Annotated in this window: 15 protein-coding genes and 2 riboswitches; of the genes, 13 read left to right on the forward strand and 2 right to left on the reverse strand. The window is 38.1% G+C overall.

From position 1 onward, the window contains the following. Positions 1–6: 6 nt before the first annotated feature. The 3 genes from D1953_RS16825 (at position 7) to D1953_RS16835 (ending at position 3137) form a co-directional block, all read left to right on the forward strand. A complete protein-coding gene (locus tag D1953_RS16825) occupies positions 7–813 on the forward strand; it encodes an enoyl-CoA hydratase/isomerase family protein (protein ID WP_119118324.1) in 807 nt (268 codons plus the stop codon). Positions 814–1077: 264 nt separating this feature from the next. Further along, on the forward strand, positions 1078–2220 hold the full coding sequence (locus D1953_RS16830; RefSeq protein ID WP_182480657.1) for a CaiB/BaiF CoA transferase family protein: 1143 nt from the start codon (positions 1078–1080) through the stop codon (positions 2218–2220). Between the two features lie 143 nt (positions 2221–2363). Then, the gene (locus D1953_RS16835) at positions 2364–3137 is read left to right on the forward strand and encodes an IclR family transcriptional regulator (RefSeq protein WP_119118325.1); all 774 of its coding nucleotides are present in this window, start codon (positions 2364–2366) and stop codon (positions 3135–3137) included. A 390-nt stretch (positions 3138–3527) separates the two neighbouring features. On the opposite strand, the gene D1953_RS16840 is transcribed toward D1953_RS16835, so the two are convergent. Continuing rightward, positions 3528–4400: a TetR/AcrR family transcriptional regulator gene (locus tag D1953_RS16840; RefSeq protein ID WP_119118326.1), complete on the reverse strand. Its 873-nt coding sequence runs from the start codon at positions 4398–4400 to the stop codon at positions 3528–3530. 163 nt (positions 4401–4563) lie between these two features. Between D1953_RS16840 and D1953_RS16845 the strand changes: the two genes are divergently transcribed. After that, on the forward strand, positions 4564–6069 hold the full coding sequence (locus tag D1953_RS16845) for a DHA2 family efflux MFS transporter permease subunit (protein ID WP_119118327.1): 1506 nt from the start codon (positions 4564–4566) through the stop codon (positions 6067–6069). A gap of 378 nt (positions 6070–6447) precedes the next feature. Further along, a complete protein-coding gene (locus D1953_RS16850) occupies positions 6448–7818 on the forward strand; it encodes a VWA domain-containing protein (protein WP_119118328.1) in 1371 nt (456 codons plus the stop codon). A gap of 33 nt (positions 7819–7851) precedes the next feature. Here the strand turns inward: D1953_RS16850 and D1953_RS16855 are convergent, their stop codons facing one another. Beyond that, positions 7852–9702 (reverse strand): sigma-54-dependent Fis family transcriptional regulator, encoded by a 1851-nt coding sequence (locus D1953_RS16855; protein ID WP_119118329.1) that lies wholly within the window; start codon positions 9700–9702, stop codon positions 7852–7854. A 279-nt stretch (positions 9703–9981) separates the two neighbouring features. On the opposite strand from D1953_RS16855, the gene D1953_RS16860 reads away from it, so the two are divergent. From D1953_RS16860 to D1953_RS16890, 8 genes are all read left to right on the forward strand, one after another. After that, positions 9982–11463 carry an aldehyde dehydrogenase family protein gene (locus D1953_RS16860; RefSeq protein WP_119118330.1) on the forward strand — a complete coding sequence of 494 codons (1482 nt, stop codon included), beginning with the start codon at positions 9982–9984 and terminating at the stop codon, positions 11461–11463. A 39-nt stretch (positions 11464–11502) separates the two neighbouring features. Then, entirely contained in the window at positions 11503–11697 is a 195-nt protein-coding gene (locus D1953_RS16865; RefSeq protein WP_119118331.1) for a hypothetical protein, read from the forward strand. Between the two features lie 415 nt (positions 11698–12112). After that, the gene (locus D1953_RS16870) at positions 12113–13069 is read left to right on the forward strand and encodes an AAA family ATPase (RefSeq protein WP_119118332.1); all 957 of its coding nucleotides are present in this window, start codon (positions 12113–12115) and stop codon (positions 13067–13069) included. Continuing rightward, positions 13069–14220, forward strand: a complete 1152-nt coding sequence (locus tag D1953_RS16875; RefSeq protein ID WP_119118333.1) for a DUF58 domain-containing protein — start codon at positions 13069–13071, stop codon at positions 14218–14220. Before D1953_RS16870 ends, D1953_RS16875 begins: the two co-directional genes overlap by 1 nt. Next, positions 14210–16345 (forward strand): transglutaminase TgpA family protein, encoded by a 2136-nt coding sequence (locus D1953_RS16880; protein WP_119118334.1) that lies wholly within the window; start codon positions 14210–14212, stop codon positions 16343–16345. The genes D1953_RS16875 and D1953_RS16880 overlap by 11 nt, the downstream gene beginning before the upstream one ends. Positions 16346–16374: 29 nt before the next feature. Then, positions 16375–16476, forward strand: a riboswitch (purine riboswitch). Between the two features lie 141 nt (positions 16477–16617). After that, the gene (gene guaA, locus D1953_RS16885; RefSeq protein WP_119118335.1) at positions 16618–18168 is read left to right on the forward strand and encodes a glutamine-hydrolyzing GMP synthase; all 1551 of its coding nucleotides are present in this window, start codon (positions 16618–16620) and stop codon (positions 18166–18168) included. A gap of 402 nt (positions 18169–18570) precedes the next feature. Then, positions 18571–18720 (forward strand): hypothetical protein, encoded by a 150-nt coding sequence (locus D1953_RS21420; protein WP_182480658.1) that lies wholly within the window; start codon positions 18571–18573, stop codon positions 18718–18720. A 304-nt stretch (positions 18721–19024) separates the two neighbouring features. Beyond that, a riboswitch (purine riboswitch) is annotated at positions 19025–19126 on the forward strand. A gap of 102 nt (positions 19127–19228) precedes the next feature. Next, the gene (locus D1953_RS16890; protein WP_119118336.1) at positions 19229–20530 is read left to right on the forward strand and encodes an NCS2 family permease; all 1302 of its coding nucleotides are present in this window, start codon (positions 19229–19231) and stop codon (positions 20528–20530) included. Positions 20531–20912: the final 382 nt, after the last annotated feature.

The following is a 20912-nucleotide window of genomic DNA, read 5'->3' on the forward strand; positions in this document are numbered from 1 at the left end:
AATAGAATGGCGGATTTATTATTTGAAGTAAAGGACCACATTGCAACGATTACGTTAAATCGACCTAATCAGATGAATGCATTTAGTGAAGAAATGATCTTAAACTGGATTCGTGCCCTTGAAACAGTCCGAGATTCAGATGATATTCGCGCTGTCATTGTCAAAGGAAATGGTAAAGCATTTTGTGCAGGCGGCGACGTAAAGGCGATGACTGCTGGTAAAGGATTCTTTGAAAGCGAAACAGATATTACTTCTACAGGGTTAGCACGTAAAAACTCTCTATGGAAACGCGTACAACGTATCCCGCTTTTACTAGAGGAAATTGATAAGCCGGTGATTGCTCAAGTGAACGGTTTTGCATTTGGAGCAGGTCTTGATATGGCCTTAATGTGTGACATTCGAATTGTCGCTGAATCAGCTAAGTTTTCTGAAAGTTACATTAATGTAGGGATTGTACCAGGAGATGGCGGGGCCTATTATTTACCGAAGCTCGTTGGGATTGATCAAGCGCTTGATATGCTTTGGACAGCACGTGTCTTAACGGCAGCAGAAGCGAAGGAAAAAGGCCTTGTTACGTTTGTTGTTCCAGATGATGAATTAGAGCAATTCACATTAGATTATGTAACGAAGCTAGCCAATGGACCGACAACAACGCTTCAGTTTATTAAGCGTGCCGTGTATCAAAGTCAAAAGATGGATTTACGATCATCCCTTGATTATATCTCATCTGCAATGGCGATTGTAACTGAGTTAGATGATTATAAAGAAGGCGTGGCTGCAGTTGTAGAGAAACGCAAAGCTGTTTTTAAGTAAGGCTCTATATTCAGAACACTATTGATTTTGGCTCATTTTTGTAAACCTTAGTTTCACATAAATGAGCCAAAACTCGTATTATCAATAATATTGTTTAATAACGTCTTAAGTAAAGGCAATGACTTGCACTAGCTGTAGTTGGGCTCCCTGCACTATGCAGTTCCTATCGAAAGTGAAAGATATTCCAATTGGAATAAAAGGTGAGAAAGTGAATACCTCAGGACAATTAACCGTACAGGAAAATAATTGATAAGGGTGAAAGCGATGATACAACCACTGGAAAATATTCGAGTACTAGATTTATCCCGTGTATATGCAGCTCCTGCAGGTTCCATGATACTAGGGGATTTAGGGGCTGAGGTAATTCGGATTGAACATCCGGATGGCTCTGATAGTATGCGTGATTGGGGTCCTTTTATTGAAGGACAAAGCACTTATTATTTATGCGCCAATCGCAATAAAAAATCAATTACGCTAGATTTAAAGACAGAGAGTGGACGCACTGAATTTAAAGAACTTGTTAAGGACGCAGATATTGTTCTTGAAAATTTTAAAACAGGTGATATGAAGAAGATGGGGCTTAGCTATGATGTGTTGAAGGAAATCAATCCTCGTCTTATTCATTGTGCGGTAACGGGCTTTGGACAAACAGGGCCGCTTGCCTATGAACCAGGCTTCGATCCTGTCGTACAGGCGATGAGTGGTTTAATGGATGTAACGGGTCCAATTGATGGAGAGCCGACTAAAGTGGGGATTCCGATTGCAGATATTTTAACATCACATTATGTAGCTATTAGTGCACTAAGTGCGCTACGCATGCGTGATTTAACGAATCAAGGGCAGTTTATTGATCTTGCGCTGCTTGATGTACAGATTAGTAGTCTTGCTAATGTGGCTAGTGCTTATTTGAATGCAGGGATGGTATCGAAGCGCTTAGGTAATAGCCATAATAATGTAGCACCTTATCAAGTATTTCAATGCGCAGATGGTCCTCTAATGGTATGCGCAGGCAATGATCGTCAGTTCGAAAAGCTTTGTGTGATGCTAGGGCATGAAGAGTGGATAAATGATCCACGTTATAAATCAAATACAGGCCGTAAAGAAAATGAAGAAGAACTCGTTAGACAGATTAGCGATATTATGGTAACACGAACACGTGAAGAATGGGTTGAGGAGCTGCGACACTATAAAATTCCAGGAGGATGTGTGAATACAATTGAAGAAGCGTTGACCCAGCCGCAGGTCATAGCACGTGATTTAATTGGTGAAATAGAGCATCCGCAGTATGGGAAGGTGAAGTTTGTCAAAAATCCAATGCAGCGATCGGGACTAAATATAGTTTATCAGAGTGCACCGCCAATTTTAGGGGAGCACACAGATCAATTCCTTTTGTCAAAAAGGGTATAAAGAGAAACTTCCATCAATAGGCCTTTCTCCTAGGTGAGAGGAGGCCTCAACGTTCGTTAACAGTGCGATAAATTATATTCCCCCATTCTCCGCCGTTTTTGGTACGATAAAGGGAGACTTGCTTTATTAAATGAGGTGATGAGATGGATCAGGAGACTTTCAATAAAAACTATACAATGCAGTCACTTCACAAGGCCATTAAGGTATTAAAGGCATTTACACGGGAGGAACCTCGTCTGTCGCTAACAGAGTTAAATAAAAAGACAGGCATTAGCATTTCGAGTTTGCAACGATTTGTTTCCACCCTAGTATATGAAGGATTTTTACATAAGGATGAGCGTACAAAACAATATCAGTTAGGCCTATCACTTATGTATTTAGGTCGGCTTGTTGAAGAAGAGTCGAGTATAGTGACAGCCGCTGAGTCAATTTTAAAGGCATTAAATGAAGAAATTGGCGAGAGTGTGTCACTGAATATCGTGGACGGTGATGAACGACGTTGTATTTACAATTTGGCGAGCAAGTATCCGCTGGCAGCCAAAGCCTATGTTGGGGATACATCACCTTTATATGCAGGTGCTTCAGCTAAAGTTTTACTTGCATTTTTACCAAAGGAGCAGTTCGAGCAATATATGGCTAGTGTCGTCTTTAACCCGATTACGGAAAATACGCTTCTGTCGAAGGAGGCGTTAGAAGATAGTCTAGAGATTATCAAACAGCAGGGGTTTGCAATCAGTTACAGCGAGCGGGTTAAAGGTGCACATTCGGTTGCTGCACCAATTCTAACACCTGCAGGCCATGCCATTGCATCGGTGACCATCGTTATTCCGGATGTACGTTATAAAGATTTTGAAGAACAACATTTAATTTCGCTTGTAACGAATGCGGCACGTACAATCGAAGAACAATTGTATTAAATTGATATGATGGAAAAATGTTTATTATGGCATATTGTAATATTTAATTAAACGATTGATTAAATGCAAAACTAAGCCGAAATACGGAATCATTAATCGAACATTAAAACAGGCATAAACGTCACTTAGTACGTACATGCCTGTTTTTGTTTGTCTTCAATGACAATATAAGTGGCTTTAAATTGATTGAATTAGAATAAGATTTTAGGTTCCATCTTAGATGTTGGGGTTCTGTGAATTCATGGAACGTTAGATGAGCGGCATGCGATGGTTACATGAGCTATTAACTAGTCTTATACGAGCTCGATGATATAGACCTCTTATCCATTTTCAAATGGGTAAGAGGTTTTTTATTTTATTGATTAAAAACTTTATGACATCAATTAAAGTTTATAACGATTTTAAAAAATACCAAACCATACTTGTAAACGTATTTACTTGTGCTTCTAGAGGAGTTTTCATAAATGTTAGTTGAAATGGTTTTAGTAATGGTTGTAGAACGCATTTACGAATACGTTCTTGCTTTAATTCCGAGATAATTACGGTAAATAAATCTTGTTGTTCTTGAGTAAAAGTCGCTTCTTTTTCGATATGCTGCGCTAGTTCTATTAATTCTTTCACTGTGATGATACGTCGATCAACATTTGCCCGTAATAGATGAATGGCAGATTGATCGAGTAACTTACTGTTTTGTTCAATCATTTTCGGAATAATCAGCTCTATATAGGAAAGGATAATATCCACAATGCGATGGATGGAGCGTGGCATATTTGTAACGCGCATTGTAAACATTATATGTTGTATCATCCCGTAAAATAAAATGGTACATTCAAAGGCATATTCCTCAATATGGTATCCAAACACTTCTGTAAGCCGCTTAGCTAACCAATCCAGTTCGTACATGCGGTGGTGCAGCACTAATTTTTTTAGTTCCTTTTCATTTGAGCTTAAACTGGCTTCAAATAATGCATTTAAATTACGCTCTTCATTCAATTGGATTAAAATTGAGATTTGTTCAATAAGAACTTGACGGTCTTTCTCATCCTTTCCCATCTGCATTTCCATTCGGATTTGGCTGGCATCATACCGTAATCCTTCTAAAATTTCAGCAATGCAATCATTTTTAGATGAAAAATAATTATAAAAAGTTCCTTTAGATATATTTGCTTGTTCAATAATTTCTTGTATAGACGTTTGTTGAATGCCTTTTTCAACAAATAATCGTAACGCTACATTTGCTACATGTCTTTTACGGTTATTCATAATTCCTCCATCGAGCGTTTTATATACATTTAGTATAAAGTTGTTCGAGTTGAATCTCAATGATTTTAAACTCTTAGTATAAAACGCTTGAAAAAATTGTACTGAGGGTTTAAAATTCTCGAGTGACCAAAAAATTAAATAAAGAAATAGAGGGAAAGAAAATATGAATTCAATGGATCAAATGAAAAAGCCATCGTATTTGATGATTGCCGTTTTATTCGTTGGTGCCTTTGTATCATTTCTAAATAACTCGTTATTAAACGTAGCACTGCCATCCATTATGGTAGATCTAGAAATTGAGGATTATTCAACAGTTCAATGGCTTGCTACAGGCTATATGCTTGTGAGTGGGATTTTAATCCCGGCTTCAGCATTTTTAATTACACGCTTTTCAAATCGTAGCTTGTATATTACATCGATGGTGATCTTTACCTTAGGTACAGCAATGGCTGCTTTTGCACCAAACTTTGCAGTGTTATTGGCTGGACGTATGGTGCAAGCTGCAGGGTCTTCTGTTATGGGGCCGTTATTAATGAACGTGATGCTGATTAGCTTCCCGCGTGAAAAACGTGGTGCAGCAATGGGGATTTTTGGTTTAGTCATGATTAGTGCACCTGCAATTGGACCTACTTTATCAGGGTATATTGTAGAACATTATGATTGGCGCGTACTATTTGAAATGATTTTACCGCTTGCTATCATTAGTCTACTATTATCAATTTGGAAGTTACAAAATGTAATGGAAATAAATAAAAACGCCACAATCGACTATTTCTCGGTTGTTTTATCTACAATCGGTTTTGGTGGTTTATTATATGGCTTCAGTTCGGCAAGCTCAGATGGTTGGACAGATGAATTAGTATTAACAACCTTAACTGTTGGGGCTATTGCGTTAATCGTTTTCGTTATACGTCAATTAAAGTTAGAGAATCCGTTATTAGATTTACGCGTATATAAATATCCAATGTTTGCGTTAAGTTCAATTATTTCGATGGTTAATGCAGTGGCGATGTTCTCAGGGATGATCTTAACACCTGCTTATGTACAAAATGTTCGTGGTATTTCACCGTTAGATTCAGGGTTAATGATGTTGCCAGGGGCCATTGTTATGGCGATTATGTCACCGATTACCGGGAAATTATTTGATAAAATGGGCCCTCGTCTATTATCGTTAATAGGTTTAGGTATTACAGCGGTTTCTACTTATTTATTAGCAGAACTACAAATTGACTCATCATACACCTATATTGTTATGATTTATACACTTCGTATGTTTGGGATGTCGATGGTCATGATGCCTATTATGACAAACGGTTTAAACCAATTACCGACACGTTTAAATCCGCATGGTACAGCTGTAAACAACACGGCACAACAAGTATCAGGTTCAATTGGTACAGCTATTTTAGTAACCATTATGAACCATGTAGCAACAAATGAAGCGGAAAGTTTAATGGCTGGTGTTGACCCGGCTAAAGCAACGGAGCAAGCAATGGCATTACTTGGTCAACAAGCGTTATTAGCTGGTATTCAATATTCATTCTTAGTAGCATTAGGCATGAACATTATTGCGTTAATTTTAGCGTTGTTCCTAAAGAGAGTGGATGTTAGTGAAGATGCAGTTCGTAAAATCGAAGAAAGTGGAACACCAGAACGAGCTACAAATTAAAGCAAAATCACAATGCCTTCAAGGAATGGTTTATAACCAGAGGGCGTTGTTTATGTAAATCATTAATTAAATAAATGAGGCTGGATAATAAAAGGCAATAAGAAGACTACAGATCTCCTTATTGCTTTTTTTATGTTTATTTTTTAGTTAAAAAGTTACTGTGAAATAAAGTGTATAGTTTTATTCGCTGTGGATAATTTTACCTAAATAATCCATTTGATGATTCTTAAGATATAAAAATGTTCTTTACATAAGTGGCGTTTGGTGTGTATAAGTAACTATTTTATATTTCAAATATGGTACATATATGGAATGTTATGTATGATTTTTTAGAAAGTAAATAGAATAGCCATAATGTATAAGGAAGGAGAGGGACGAATGTTCACCAAGATAAAGGGGAATTCCTATTTGTTATTTATGCTTGTTGCAATGTTCTTCCTATTATTATCAGGATGTAGTACGGAGGAAACTTCTTCTGAAAAAGAAGCTGATAAAGAGAAAGAGGAGCAGGGAGCAGACAAAGAGAAAGAAGACCCAACGAAGGTTGCGGCAACGATTGAAGAAATTTTAAAAGAGGAGCCAGGTAAGTACTCGGGAACACAGTATAATCAAGCAATTATTCATAAAGAATTAAATGAGCAAAGTTTTGCTGATAAAGATAGCTTTCAAGTGTATCATGCGTTATTAGAACTAATGCGAGAAGGAGAAAATTATAAGGAACATTATCAGTTTTTTGAAGAGTTTAATCCTTCTATTGAAACAATCCTGACGGAAATGCCAGGAGGAATTACGGTTAGTGAAAACGGGGAATTAGGGGTAAATACGAATATTGCTATTTTGCTTGATGCAAGCGGCAGTATGGCTCAAAAGGTTGGAGGACAAACGAAGATGGAACTCGCTAACAAGGCGATTGATGATTTTGTTGCCTCGATGCCAGAGAGCGCTAATGTAATGCTTCGTGTATATGGTCATAAAGGAAGTAATGATGATTCGGATAAAAAAGTTTCTTGTGAAAACACAGAAGTTGTCTATGATTTTGCTCCATATGAAAAAGCAAAATTCCAAGATTCTTTAAATAAATTTAAGCCAACGGGATGGACACCTATTGCTAGAGCTATTGCTGAAACGAAAGCAGATTTTGAAAAAATAGGTACAGAAGGACAAAATATTATTTATGTTGTAAGTGATGGAATAGAAACATGTGATGGCGATCCTGTTAAGGAAGCGAAAAGCCTTCATGATTCAGATATTCAAGCCGTTGTTAATATCATTGGTTTTGATGTGGATAACGATGGGGCGAAGCAATTAAAAGAAGCAGCTGAAGCAGGTGGCGGTGAGTTTGAAACGGTTAATTCTGCAGATGATTTTAATCGACTTTGGGAAGATGAGCGCCGTCGTCTTTGGAATGAATGGTGGAATTGGGGAAATAAAAACTGGAGCAATGTTTGGAATGAACAAAATAAAAAGTCCACTGAGTTAATTAATCAAAAAAATAGTTTTTGGAACCAAGCAAATGATGAAAAGGTGCGTATGAGAGAAGCTTCCTCTTATCTTCAGAATAAGGAACAAATCAACTATGAAACATATGGAGAAGTAAACAGCTTAATCGATCAGCGCTATGAGATTATACGTGAATATTATGAAACGAAATATGAAGAGCTGAACACAACTTTAAAAACAGAGGGAGAAAAGCTAAAAGAATCGATTAAAGAGAAAGAAGAAGAGATGAAAAAGAAATATGCTAATTAATTAAGCGCCCTTAAATAGGGCGCTTTTTGAACATTACAACATAAGACCATATTCCTTCATTTTCCGATAAAGCGTATTACGGCCAATATCCAATTGCTTAGCGGCACGACTAATATTCCCATTTGTTTGTTCCAATACTTGCTGAATAAGAGCTATTTCATGTTCTCGTAAGCTCATAATCTTTTGACTTTTTGTTCGTTCTTTTTCTATTGGTTTAACTGGAGAAGGACAAAGAGAAAGCAGTAAGGATTTCGTAATACGACTTTCATTGGCTAGAAAAGCAGCCTGCTGTAATACATTTTGTAATTGTCGGAAGTTTCCTGCCCATTCATATTCGGTAATAAAGGTTTGGGCATCTTCGGTTAGTTCTATGTTTTCTTTTTTGAAGGGTAACTGAGATAAAATATGTTCGGCTAACAAAAGCAAATCTGTGCGATTGCGTAGAGGGGGAAGCTTTAATGTAAAGCCATTGAGACGAAAATATAAATCGGCACGAAAACGTCCCGCCTCTACTTCCTGTTGTAAGTCTTTATGAGTGGCCGCAATAATTCGTACATCAATAGGACGAGGAGTCGTTCCTCCGATGCGTGTGATACAACGCTCTTGCAGCACTCGAAGTAAGGAAGCTTGGGCAGTCAGAGGCATATCCCCAATTTCATCTAAGAACAGAGTCCCGCCGTTTGCTGCTTCAAACTTACCTGCTTGTCCCTGGTTTTTGGCTCCTGTGAAGGCCCCTTTTTCATATCCAAATAACTCACTTTCTAATAAACTTTCAGGAATAGCACTACAGTTAATGGCGATAAAGGGTTGGTTGCTTCTGAAGCTTGCACCATGGATAGATTGAGCAAATAACTCCTTCCCTGTGCCTGTTTCGCCAGAAATTAGAAGGTTTATATCTATAATTGCTGCTTTTTTCGCAATGGCTATCATTTCATTCATTTTAGAGTCTTGGCTAATAATATCGGTAAAGTGATAGCGATTCGTTAATGCAGCATTCTGTTGTTTTGTTTCTCCTCGTAAAAGCATATAGGACTGATCACGATAATCGCTAGTAAGAATGTGGGGAGTAAATACTTGATTGTTTAATAAAAATTTTTGCTCTGGCACTAAAGGGTTCACTTCTACTAGAATGTTGGAAATCGGTTTACCAATCGCAGCTTGTTCTGAATAACCAATTGTGCGGGTTGCTGCCGTATTCAATCTTGTAATGGTGCCTTCTTTATTAACGGTAATAAGAGGGGCAGGGTGATGATTATAAATAAAATCAAGATCTTTTGTGAAGTTTTTTGTTTGCTTTTGAGTATGAGCTAGTAACAGAGCTTGTTCAATACTATGAGCGGTTCTTTTGACCAAACCTAATGTGAGTGGATGATAGTTTTGTTGATAACTGCTTAAATTTAAAATGCCGAGAAGTTGTCCTTTAGAATCAAGAATGGGAGCTGCGGCACAAGTAAGAAAATGATTATTCTCCCAAAAATGTTGGCTTCCGTGAACAAGTACGGAGTTTTTTTCTACAATAGCTGTACCAATTGCATTGGTTCCCTTCGATTCTTCCAGCCAATTGGCTCCTTTTCTTAAAGCAACGTTATCAGCGTGCCTAATAAAAGAAGGTTCTCCAACGGTATCGATAATATATCCTTCAGGTGTAGCGATTAATAGAAGAAATTCCGTTCCACGAATAGAAGCGTGCACGTCTTTTAAAATAGAAGAGGAGTAATAAAGAAGCTCCTCATATTTATCGTAGTATTCGGTTAGTTCATATTCTCCAAGTATATGGTCTTGATTGATTGTTGTAGGGTCAAGTCCATTTGAATAACAACGTTTCCACGATTCTTGAATATGATTAGGGACTATTCCTTTAGATGTGTTGAGATCGATAGACATAGAATGACACCTCGCAGTTTGCTTAATATTCTGGGAAAAATATCAAATATAAGAACTATTATAGCAGAATGATAGAATACTGTAGAATTTTTGTACAATGTTCCAATTTTACACATATGTTCCATAACGGCACATGAAGTTGTTCCGTTATGGAACAGCTATATATGTTTAAAAATGATGGGATGCGAAAATCAAAGGTCTTTAATTTTGGCACAAGACTTGCATATATAAATAGTTGTAAGCGATACCAATATAGTTAATTTAAGGGGGATTTTTTAGATGGAACAAACATTATCAATCAAGCCACGTGTACAGGAGTTTTTAAAGGGAACGAAAAAGCTTTTGATTAATGGGGAATGGGTAGAAGCCGCTTCAGGCCAAACTTTTGAAACTCTTGATCCTTCTAATGGAAAAGTGTTGGCTGTAGTGAGTGAAGCAGGACCAGAAGATGTAGATAGAGCAGTAAAAGCTGCTCGTCAGGCTTTTGAAAACGGTCCATGGAGAAAGATGAGTGCTTCTGAACGCGGTCGCCTTATTTATAAATTAGCTGATTTAATGGAAGCGCACCAAGAAGAATTAGCGCAGTTAGAGACTTTAGATAATGGAAAGCCTATTAATGAAACAAGAAATGCGGATGTACCTCTTGCTATCGATCATATTCGTTATTATGCTGGCTGGACTACGAAAATTATGGGACAAACGATTCCAGTTGCAGGTAACTATTTTAACTATACACGTCATGAACCAGTTGGCGTAGTGGGCCAAATTATTCCGTGGAATTTTCCTCTGCTTATGGCAACTTGGAAGTTGGGAGCCGCTCTTGCTACAGGATGTACAATTGTGTTAAAACCAGCAGAGCAAACACCACTATCCGCTTTATATTTAGGTCAACTAGCACTTGAAGCTGGCATCCCGGCTGGAGTTCTTAACATTGTACCAGGTTTTGGAGAAACGGCTGGGGCACCTCTTGTCGATCATCCAGACGTAGATAAGATTGCATTCACTGGTTCAACATCTGTCGGAAAAATGATTATGCGCCAAGCGGCAGGAACAGTTAAAAAGATTTCTCTTGAGCTAGGTGGAAAATCACCTAATATTATTTTACCGGATGCGGATATGAGTAAAGCGATACCTGGAGCTCTAATGGGTATTATGTTTAACCAAGGCCAAGTTTGCTGTGCCGGTTCACGTCTTTATATTCAAAAGAAATCTTATGATAATGTAGTTGCAGATTTAGCCTCTCATGCTAAAAACATTAAGCAGGGGGCGGGGATTAATCCTTCTACTCAAATCGGGCCATTAGTTTCTCAGGAGCAATTAGAGCGAGTAGGAAGATATATTGAATTAGGAAAGACAGAAGGAGCAGAAGTTGTAGCGGGCGGTGTTTATGGTCAAGGAGAAGGCTATTTTGTTCAACCAACAATCTTTGCTGATGTGAATGATGAGATGACAATTGCGAAAGAAGAAATCTTTGGACCGGTTGTGTCTGCTATGCCATTTGAAGATTTAGACGATGTCATCCGCCGCGCAAACAACTCTGAATATGGCTTAGCAGCTGGTTTATGGACACAGGATGTGAAGAAGGCTCACTATGTGGCGAATCAATTAAAAGCAGGTACGGTATGGGTAAACTGTTATAACGTTTTTGATGCTGCCTCTCCTTTTGGAGGATATAAACAAAGTGGAATCGGCCGAGAAATGGGAAGCTATGCGCTTGATAATTATACGGAAGTGAAGAGCGTGTGGATTAACTTAAATTAATATCGGCTTTTTATGATTCGGAGGTTTTTAAAAATTCAAATGACGAAATGGGTATGGCAAAAAGAAAATAGTCAACCAATCATATATGTAGTCAATGCGTTTATCAAGGCTGGAGTAGAAGATAACCAAATCATTGCGGTTACTCGAACGATGAAAGATACTTTTGGATTAAGTTCAGAAGACGAAACAGAAGAAGTAGTGAAGCAGTATTTAGTATTACAGAAGTGTGTTTAAGGGAAAAGATAAGCCCCAGGAAAAAGAGGTGGAAATTACTCTTTTTTCCTGGGGCTTTCTACTAATAATTAATCTATTCCTTTAGTTAAAACATTTAATCAAACTTTACGAATGTACTTATACAGAGGAAAATTAAGTAAAAGTACATTCGTCATGCAAAGTATTTTCGTTAGTATTCTGCTTGTTGTCAAAAATATCTATTATAGAATGGACCGCGAATAAAGAACATCGATTCTATTATTCGCGGTCCATTCTATGTTTTAAAAGTGAACAATGTTATTTAATAAAGCCAAATCAAAATACATTGAATGAGATAAGCTTAATAGAAAAATAAGATTGTAAAGTTATAGCCATACTGTATAGAGGATTATGTTTAGGGATAGTCGAACTAGTTTAAGAGGGCAGGGGGGAGAATATGATGCAAGAACAAATACATCTGAAACTAGAAAAAGTGTTGAACAATATTGATCGAGTTGTAAGTGGAAAAAGGGAAGTCGCTGAATTAAGTATGGTTGCTTTACTAGCAGGGGGGCACGTACTGCTTGAGGATGTGCCGGGTGTGGGAAAAACTGTACTCGTAAAGGCTCTTGCGAAATCGATTGGAGCAACGTTTAAACGTATCCAGTTTACACCTGATTTGCTGCCATCTGATGTAACAGGTATTTCCGTTTTTAATACAAAGGAACAGGAATTTGTTTTTCGTCCTGGGCCGATTATGGGACATATTATTTTAGCTGATGAAATTAATCGAACTTCACCGAAGACGCAATCAGCACTGCTAGAAGGGATGGAAGAAGCCAGTGTTACGATTGATGGAGAAACGAGAAAATTAGAGCAGCCATTCTTCGTAATGGCGACACAAAATCCGATTGAACATGAAGGGACTTACCCGCTTCCGGAAGCGCAGCTTGACCGCTTTTTATTAAAACTGAAAATGGGATATCCGACTGTGGAGGAAGAGATGGAAGTATTGCGGCGGGCAGGTTCTTATTCACCGCTTCAGGAACTGCAACCAGTACTTCGTTTAGAGGAGTTATTACAGCTGCAAGCAGAGGTAAAGAATGTCGTGGTAGATGATAAAGTGAAAGCATATATTATTGACCTTGCGCATCGAACACGAAATGATTCCCGTATTTATTTAGGCGCGAGTCCGCGTGGGTCGATAGCTTTAATGAAGGCGGCTCAAGCTTATGCACTATTACGCAGCCGGGATTATGTGCTTCCAGATGATATCCAGTATTTAGTGCCATTTGTGTTTAGTCATCGATTAATTTTACAACCAGAAGCACAATATTCTGCAGAAAATGCTGAGTTTATTCTTCAAGATATTCTTTCGACGACTTCCGTGCCAGTGAAGAGAGTGGCTACGTGATGAAGAACGTGAAAAGATATACAAAAGTGATAGGGCTGTTTAGTTTGCTTCTAGCTATGTTTATATTTACGATGTTTCAAGGTAGTTTTGTGAGTTGGTTTTTGTTTTATGCCGTGTGCCCTTTTGTTCTTTATTCACTGGCGTTGTCTTTTCATTCGTTTCACGTATATAAGGTGGAGCGAAAGATTACCAAGAAAGAATATTCAGTTGGAAGTGCAGTGGATGTCTATATTACAGTGACACGGAAAAGCCGATTTCCTCTTCTTTATTTATTAGTAGAGGAGCATATAGAAGGGACCGCGCTTAGACCGCCGCAATCTCTTTTATTTGTTGGCTTTACAAAAACGTTGACTTGGCATTATACAGTAGAACATGTTCCGCGTGGGGAGCACGTTTTTCAAGGGATACGTCTACATACCGGTGATGTACTAGGATTGTTTCACAAGGAACAAATGTTTAAAACGGAGGATACTATTCTTGTTTTTCCGGCTTATCATGAGCTAAGTTATCGGGAATTTAATCGATTATGGAGCGGTGAGCAAGGCTTTTCGCAAAGAGCACGCTCCCGCCAATCTGTCATTTCTGGTGTGAGAGAGTATCAGGCCGGCGATCAGCTCTCTTGGATTAATTGGAAAGCGACTGCAAAAGCGAATAAGCTCATGACGAAAGAATTCGATGAACAAAGGAAGGAAACATTTTATATTATTTTAGATCAAAGTTATACGGACTCGTTTGAAGAAATGGTGTCCTTCGTTGCTTCTTTTGTTCATGCAGCGCTAAAGCGGGGGATACAGATTGGCTGGATTGATTCTATGCAGCATATATATCTGCCAACAAGTAAAGGGGAGAGGCACAAGAGAGAGATTTTTTATCATTTAGCTCGTGTACAGCCGAATTTGAATCAAAGTTTACCTCGCGATATTCGAATGGGGATGCATCAAGCGAAGCTTATTGTGATGACGACTCAGTTAACCTTTGAAAAACTTGAACACATATATGCGTATAGGAATAACCAAGCGGTTACTTGTTTTGTTGTGAAGGAACAGGTAAAAGATGAAGATTACATAGTGCAGGAAGTGGCGTTGAAACAAGGCGTACAGGTTCAGTTTGTGATATCGCAAACCGGGGGAGCGAGTAAGAATGATGCCTAAACGAGTCGAAAATATAATACAACTATTCATCTACGTATTCTCATTTTTTCTCCTTACAGAATGGATGCGTCCGGTCTCGGAACTGACGGATACAGGGAATATGAAAGTGTTTATTCTGTTTATCATTTTATCATTAGCTGTTCACTTCTTTTCTCTTCACTGGTTTGCTCGTTTTGTTGTGTTAATAGGATATATAGCCGTAATAGCATATATGTTATATGATGATGCACTGTTTTCGATAAGAGAACTTGGTGTCAATATAGCTTATGTATGGAGTGGCGATTGGGTGCTTATGACCAATTCATTTCGGACCTTATTATTTTTTGCGCTGTTATGGCTTGTGACGTACTTGATTCATTATTGGATTTATATGAAGAGCAATCTGTTTTTCTTTTTTAGTATGACGATTATTCTTTTAGCAGTTTTGGATACTTTTACTATTTATGATGCAAGCACAGCTATCGTTAGAGTCGTTATAGCAGGGGTTATGATATTGGGAGTAATGAAGCTGGTTCATCTGTTTCCAGCGTTGTCGCTCCGCCTGTTAGGGAAATGGTCTATGTCGCTTATTGTTATGGTAGCCTTTTTTGTATCAATGGGCCTTCTTTTGCCAAAGCCTGGTCCACAGTGGCCAGACCCTATTCCTTTTATTCAATCCTTTTCTGAGCAGGCAAAGGGAGAGGACAGTACAGCTTCCGTTAGTAAGGTTGGATATAGCGAGGATGATTCAAAACTCGGGGGTTCTATTGAGCCCGATTCGTCCGTTGTGTTTTATCATACAGCAACGCCGGATTATTATTGGAAGGTAGAAAGTAAGAATGTATATACCGGGAAAGGGTGGGTTTCATCGGTTGGAGAAGGAACGGCCTTTCCTGTAGCTAATGGCGATGAACTGACAGAGCTAGAGAATTATGAGGGGCCGGAGCAAGTAGCCGCAAAAGCACTCTCGGCATCGGTATCTATCATAGAGGACCAAGGACATATTCTTTATCCAGCAGGAAGTTATTTGAAAAACGTGAAGGCGGAGGGAGTCTCATTTTTTCTATATGAACCAAATCTAAAGAAACTAACGCCTCAGACAGCGGATGGAACTTTACAAGATATAAGTGAGTATATAGTGAATTATGAGCAGTCTCGTTATGATTTGGCGCAATTGCGAAAAGTAACAGAGGCTGATGAAACGATGGATGTATTGATGGACTTATATACGCAGCTGCCTGACAGTGTTCCGAGTAGAGTGTATGATTTAGCAAGGGAACTGACAGAGAATCAATTAAATTGGTACGATAAGGCCAAGGCTGTAGAAGATTATTTTGATCGATCGGAATTTGTTTATTCAAAGGAGGACATTCCTTATCCAGCGAAAGATCAAGATTATGTGGATCAGTTTTTATTTGAAACAAGGACTGGTTATTGTGATAACTATTCGACTTCAATGGTTGTTTTGCTGCGAGCAGCAGGTATTCCAGCTAGATGGGCAAAGGGGTACACGGAAGGAGAGCGAACGGTTAAAGAAGGGGAGGTTATTTATCAAGTAACGAATAATAATGCACATTCTTGGGTGGAAGTGTATTTCTCTGGAATTGGATGGATTTCTTTTGAACCAACGAAAGGATTTTCGAGTGAACCGGAATTTATTAATTCAGATAGGACAACTCATCGTGATATGGAACATGCTACTGTACGTGAAGATCAAGCCGAGACACCCCAGCAAGAAGAGAAGAATGCTATCAGTGAAAGAGGAACAAATGGGAAATTTGCCTCCATTATGAAGCCATTTTGGATAAGCTTAGGGATTGTAGTGATCGTTGTACTTAGCTTATTTTTTACTCGTCGAAAATGGGTACCACGTTTACTGATTACTCGTTGTAAACGAAAGTCCATTTGTTTTTCTGAAGCGTATGAAGTGCTTGTTAAACAACTGCATCGTGCGGGATTAAAGCGTCTTAAGGGGCAAACATTTCGCGAATATGCTGCTTATGTTGATTCGGTCTATGATACAAATCTCATGACCGAACTAACACGTCGCTATGAATTAATTCTTTACAGAGGAGATGAAGAAGGAGAAGCGTGGAGGGAACTTCAAGAGAGCTGGGAAACCTTAATGAGAAAAACTAGCTCTTGACCTTGTTTTTATTATACTGATACAATGACCGTAAAACGTATAGAGCCCTTCATATATCCTCGATAATACGGATCGAAAGTATCTACCAAATCACCGGAAATGATTTGACTATGAAGGCGGATTTCAACGTGTAAACTAGAAATCTGCCTTTTTGTTATGATGAAGGCATATTTCTAGTTTTTTTTATGATAATATTTTCGTTATGGAAATAGTAAAAGTAATTACTTGATTCGAAAGACTCAAGTGAAAATACATTAGTTGAGGTGACGATAGTGCCGGGGAAAACAGAAATAAACCAAGAAATGATCGTAGTACTTGATTTCGGAAGTCAATATAACCAATTGATTACACGTCGTATTCGTGAATTTGGTGTATATAGTGAATTACATCCACATACGATTACAGCAGAGGAAATCAAAAAGTTGAATCCAGCGGGAATTATCTTTTCAGGTGGACCAAACAGCGTCTATGATGAGTCAGCTTTCCGTTGCGATGAAGCGATTTTTGAATTAGGGTTACCGATTTTCGGAATTTGTTACGGGATGCAATTGATGACGCAATATTACGGCGGAAAAGTAGAGCCAGCACAGCATCGTGAATATGGAAAAGCGATTCTAAATGTTCAAAATGATTCTGCCTTATTTGCTAACTTACCGAAAGAGCAAACTGTCTGGATGAGCCATGGTGATTTAGTTGTTGAAACACCAGCAGGTTTCCAAGTAGATGCAACAAGTGCATCTTGTCCAATTTCCGCAATGAGCGATCGTGAGCGCAATTTATTTGCGGTGCAATTCCACCCAGAAGTGCGTCATTCAGAATATGGAAATGACCTTTTGAAAAACTTCGTATTTGAAGTGTGTGGATGTAAAGGTGATTGGTCTATGGAAAACTTTGTTGAAGTGGAAATAGAGAAAATCCGTCAAATCGTTGGTGACAAAAAGGTTTTATGTGCATTGAGCGGAGGCGTAGATTCTTCTGTTGTAGCTGTGTTAATCCATAAAGCGATTGGCGACCAACTAACATGTATTTTTGTTGACAATGGTCTACTGCGCAAAGGAGAAGCGGAAGGTGTAATGAAAACCTTTAGTGAAGGCTTCCATATGAATGTCATTAAAGTAGATGCAGCTGATCGTTTCTTAGACAAGCTAGCAGGCGTTTCAGACCCAGAGAAAAAACGTAAAATTATCGGTAATGAGTTTATTTATGTGTTCGATGATGAAGCAACGAAATTAGAAGGTATTGATTTCTTAGCTCAAGGTACACTATATACTGATATTATTGAAAGCGGAACAGCAACTGCTCAAACGATTAAATCACATCATAATGTTGGCGGGCTTCCTGAGGACATGCAGTTTACGTTAATTGAGCCGCTTAATACATTGTTTAAAGATGAAGTGCGTGCTCTTGGAACAGAGCTAGGTATTCCGGATGAGATTGTATGGCGTCAACCATTCCCAGGTCCAGGATTAGGGATTCGTGTGTTAGGTGAAATTACAGAGGACAAATTGGAGATTGTTCGCGAGTCTGATTTTATTTTACGTGACGAAATTAAAAAAGCAGGCTTAGACCGTGATATTTGGCAATACTTCACAGTGCTTCCGAACATCCGCAGTGTAGGTGTTATGGGCGATGGTCGTACGTATGACTATACAATCGGTATTCGTGCAGTAACGTCTATCGATGGAATGACATCTGACTGGGCACGTATTCCGTGGGAGGTACTTGAAACGATTTCAACACGTATTGTTAACGAAGTATCTCATGTAAACCGCGTGGTGTATGATATTACGAGCAAGCCGCCAGCAACAATTGAGTGGGAGTAGGACTTGCGAATAATATAATGGAAATAGGTTATAAACGCAGTCGTACTAATGTCTAAGTTGAATTGTTAAGTACTAATATTGTGATTAACGTACAACGATTTATATTTCAAAAATTAAACTCCCTTCTAGTTGTTTATAACAAATAACTAGAGGGGGAGTTTTTATTTTGGACAAAATTAATGATTTGATGGATGATTTTAAAATGAATCAGCAAATTCAAGATCGTAAAGAGTAAGTATAATGAATTACGATTTGGCTATGAATTATTTTACTAAGTTTTTAATGTTTTTACGGATATATGCAAGGTTAGCGGTACACTAATAAGGTTTACTTCAGTAAAATAAGGGACATTATATTTGTTGAATAGATTCTTTTTAAGGACAAGAAAAGTAGGTGAGTAAAGTGGGGAAATATCAATTGGATACCAAAGGTAAGGTAGCTGTGGCAAAGTATCATGAAAAACACAAGCCTGCCAAATTTGATAAAAAGCAGCAAATTGAAAAAATACGTGCGGAGTATTTGAAAAAGAAGCAAGAACAAACAGATAAATAATATGAACGAAAACATACAAGGGATTCACCTGCTACAATGGAGTAAAAGAATTACATGAATTGAACGGATTTTTTCTATCTTGATAAAGGGTGTAAAATACTTATGTACCAATGGATATTACGAGTAAGCCACCGGCAATAATTGAGTGGGATAATAGGGCTAATTCCTTATATATTCCGTATATTATTCTTGTTTGAAGAGGGAAAATAATCTAATCACGAACGATAGAAGATTTAATTGTCTGAATATTCGGCTTGGGTGTTGACGTGTGTATTAGGAATTGTTACACTATACCTATATTTATTAAATTAAAATAATGTTTCGTCGTATAATATCGGAAATATGGTCCGAAAGTTTCTACCAAGCTGCCGTGAACAGCTTGACTACGATGTAAAAGAATTTAGGTATAGATGTAGCATTTGTAAAGCCCTCTTTTACATGTAGTCAAGCTCCGTTCGGTAGAGAACGGAGTTTTTTTCGTATATGACGTTGCGGAGGAGACTAGGGAATGAAGAAATACTTTCAGTTTGAAGAACTAGGTACGAATTATCGCCGTGAAATTATCGGCGGAATTACGACGTTCTTAGCTATGGCATATATTTTGGCTGTTAACCCTAATATATTAGGAATGGCTAACATGGATAAAGGGGCGGTATTTACGGCAACCGCTTTAGCAGCTGCAATCGGTTCCATACTGATGGGATTAATTGCAAGATTCCCAATTGCACTTGCGCCAGGAATGGGGCTAAATGCATTCTTTACATTCGGTGTTGTATTGGGGATGAAAATTCCTTGGGAAACGGCTTTAACAGGGGTATTCATTTCTGGGGTTGTTTTCGTTCTTTTATCAGTATCAGGTATTCGTGAAAAAATCATTAACGCAATTCCAGCAGAATTAAAACATGCAGTTGGGGCTGGTATTGGTTTATTTATTGCATTTGTAGGATTTCAAGGTTCAGGAATTATTGTAGATAATCCAGATACATTGCTTGGATTGGGAGAGTTAACAGGTAATACGTTACTAGCTATATTTGGTATTGTTATTACTGTTATTTTATTAACAAAAGGAATTAAGAGCGGTATTTTCTTTGGGATGGTTATTACAGCAGTTGTCGGCGGAATCTTTGGTTTGGTTTCTACTCCTGAAGCGGTTGTAGGTGCTGCTCCGAGTCTTGCTCCAATTTTTGGGGCGGCGTTTGAAGCCTTTACTGATGTGAGCAGCTTGTTTACAGTAGATATACTAGTCGTGATTTTAACATTCTTATTCGTTTCATTCTTTGATACAGCTGGTACATTAGTAGCTGTTGCTCAACAAGCGGGACTTATGAAAAATAACGTACTTCCAGGCGCGGGTAAAGGGTTACTTGCAGATTCACTTGCTATCGTATCAGGTTCAATTCTTGGTACGTCTACAACAACGTCTTATGTTGAATCAACTTCTGGTGTTGCGGCAGGTGCTCGTACTGGTTTTGCAGCAATTGTAACAGGTATCTGTTTTATTTTAGCTTTATTCTTTGCTCCGTTATTAGCGGTTGTTACATCAGCTGTAACAGCTCCAGCGTTGATTATTGTTGGGGTACTGATGGTTGCATCACTTCGCTTAATTAAATGGGATCAATTTGAAGTAGCTGTTCCAGCATTCTTCACAGTTATTATGATGCCGTTAACCTATTCGATTGCTACTGGAATTGCTTGTGGTTTTGTATTTTACCCAATCACAATGATAATGAAAGGGAAAGCGAAAGAAGTACACCCAATTATGTATGGACTATTTGTAGTCTTTGTTCTATATTTCATTTTCTTGAAATAATACGAAAAGAAAAACGTTTTTAAAAGGAAATTGGATGGAGAAACGCAAGGAAGTTGCGAGTTGTCTCTATTCAATTCTCTTTTTTATTGTAGGTAACATAATGTTTTGAAAATGAAAATGGATAGATTTTTTTGAAATTTCGATTGACGGGATAAAAATAAAATGTTATCTTATTAAAACAGCGTTTACGAGATAATGTTTAAGAAAAATACTTCTAAAAAGTGTTGACTTAATTCGAAGTGAATGTTATATTTGAAAAGTCGCTTCTGCAAGGTAGCGGAAATTGCTCTTTGAAAACTGAACAAAACAAAGCGCCAACGTTATTTTTTTAAGTGAGCACACACGATAAAAAAGTGCAATATGAGCAAGTCAAATTCTATCG

The sequence above is a fragment of the Peribacillus asahii genome (genome assembly GCF_003570725.1).
In the GTDB taxonomy this organism is placed as follows: Bacteria; Bacillota; Bacilli; order Bacillales; family DSM-1321; genus Peribacillus; species Peribacillus asahii.

What these genes read in the sequence shown, in the direction of transcription:
- D1953_RS16840 (WP_119118326.1), bottom strand. Translation starts at nt 4,400, where the DNA reads ATGAATAACCGTAAAAGACATGTAGCAAATGTAGCGTTACGATTATTT.
- D1953_RS16870 (WP_119118332.1), top strand. Translation starts at nt 12,113, where the DNA reads ATGATGCAAGAACAAATACATCTGAAACTAGAAAAAGTGTTGAACAAT.
- D1953_RS16850 (WP_119118328.1), top strand. Translation starts at nt 6,448, where the DNA reads ATGTTCACCAAGATAAAGGGGAATTCCTATTTGTTATTTATGCTTGTT.
- D1953_RS16875 (WP_119118333.1), top strand. Translation starts at nt 13,069, where the DNA reads ATGAAGAACGTGAAAAGATATACAAAAGTGATAGGGCTGTTTAGTTTG.
- D1953_RS16835 (WP_119118325.1), top strand. Translation starts at nt 2,364, where the DNA reads ATGGATCAGGAGACTTTCAATAAAAACTATACAATGCAGTCACTTCAC.
- D1953_RS16825 (WP_119118324.1), top strand. Translation starts at nt 7, where the DNA reads ATGGCGGATTTATTATTTGAAGTAAAGGACCACATTGCAACGATTACG.
- D1953_RS16830 (WP_182480657.1), top strand. Translation starts at nt 1,078, where the DNA reads ATGATACAACCACTGGAAAATATTCGAGTACTAGATTTATCCCGTGTA.
- D1953_RS16865 (WP_119118331.1), top strand. Translation starts at nt 11,503, where the DNA reads ATGACGAAATGGGTATGGCAAAAAGAAAATAGTCAACCAATCATATAT.
- D1953_RS16880 (WP_119118334.1), top strand. Translation starts at nt 14,210, where the DNA reads ATGATGCCTAAACGAGTCGAAAATATAATACAACTATTCATCTACGTA.
- D1953_RS16860 (WP_119118330.1), top strand. Translation starts at nt 9,982, where the DNA reads ATGGAACAAACATTATCAATCAAGCCACGTGTACAGGAGTTTTTAAAG.
- D1953_RS16855 (WP_119118329.1), bottom strand. Translation starts at nt 9,702, where the DNA reads ATGTCTATCGATCTCAACACATCTAAAGGAATAGTCCCTAATCATATT.
- D1953_RS16845 (WP_119118327.1), top strand. Translation starts at nt 4,564, where the DNA reads ATGAATTCAATGGATCAAATGAAAAAGCCATCGTATTTGATGATTGCC.
- D1953_RS16890 (WP_119118336.1), top strand. Translation starts at nt 19,229, where the DNA reads ATGAAGAAATACTTTCAGTTTGAAGAACTAGGTACGAATTATCGCCGT.